Here is a 1,113-nt window from a genome sequence, read left to right on the forward strand (position 1 = left end):
CCCCTGTGATTGTGTTGAACTTGATTGACCTTGATCCTGAGATTGCGCTTGTTTCTCTTGCTGTTCTTTTTCTGCCTTAGCCTGTTGTTCTTGCTGTTTTTGTGCTTCCTCTTGTTCTTGTTGCTTAGCCTTAGCTTCGTCAGCTTCAATTTTATCCCTTTGCTCTTGAAGCTTTTTCTCCTGCTTGCTTAATTTAGATTTCTTAGCAACCAAAGCAACGTTTTCTTTTTTTGCGATATTATATTTGTCTTTATCAACGTATTTAGTTTTCTTAACCACCTTAACAGATTCAGAATCGGCTGACTTTTTCTGTGGTGCTTCACTAGGATTTGTCATAATACTGGCAACGAACATTATGACAATACTAATTATTAATCCATTACGATAATTTCTTTTTTTCGTTATAATCGCTAGATCATTGCTTTTTATTTTACGAAACTTAAAAAACTTGATAGCAAAATAAATCGTGGCTATAAAAGCCACAAAAACGATAAAGCTCCCCATATCTTAGATCCCCCTTAACCATATGTTCTTGATTTAATACTATCTAAGATTTCATACGCAAACAAGCGGAAAAACTGGGGGGCCTTTCATAAGGAACAGTTTAAATTAATAATTATTTCAAAAACTTATATGATATAAGATCAATTACTGTTATACTGTATGTTGATACAGCATTTATAGGTAACTATTCTCAGTTATCTTGTATCAAAGAAAGCGTTAGGTGTGGTCACCTAGCGTTTTTTTTATGCAAAAAAATAGCATCCTATTAAGGACATATTGAAGGTAGTCATCAATACCCTGAATTCTTAATAAGATGCTATTTTTATACCTAAACTCTAAAAAATCCATTTAAAAGCCTTTTTATTTCAAACTTGCTAAAACATAATCTCCAAGTATTCTGACTCGTTTAAAATCGTCCTCATCAGGATCTTGATTAATTTTGACTGAATCAGCAACTTGTTCACCATTACTCGAGTTTAACATCATCGTGAAGTAATCTACTGCTCTACCAAAATGTAAATGCTCCTTTGAACTCGACCCCAAAACGGCATACTTAGTTATTTCTAAATCAATATATTTAAGATCATCATACAAATCTTGAGCTTCTTC

Annotated in this window: 2 protein-coding genes; both read right to left on the reverse strand. The window is 33.0% G+C overall.

Annotation, left to right across the window (positions count from 1 at the left end; translation table 11 throughout):
* Positions 1-504, reverse strand: a 504-nt coding sequence (locus FHL06_RS13860) for a hypothetical protein (RefSeq protein WP_192918028.1), incomplete at its 3' end; no start/stop codon positions are given.
* 360 nt (positions 505-864) lie between these two features.
* Positions 865-1,113, reverse strand: a 249-nt coding sequence (locus tag FHL06_RS13865; RefSeq protein ID WP_475392987.1) for an NADPH-dependent FMN reductase family protein, incomplete at its 5' end; no start/stop codon positions are given.

The organism is Companilactobacillus halodurans (genome assembly GCF_009600985.1).
In the GTDB taxonomy this organism is placed as follows: domain Bacteria; phylum Bacillota; class Bacilli; order Lactobacillales; family Lactobacillaceae; genus Companilactobacillus; species Companilactobacillus halodurans.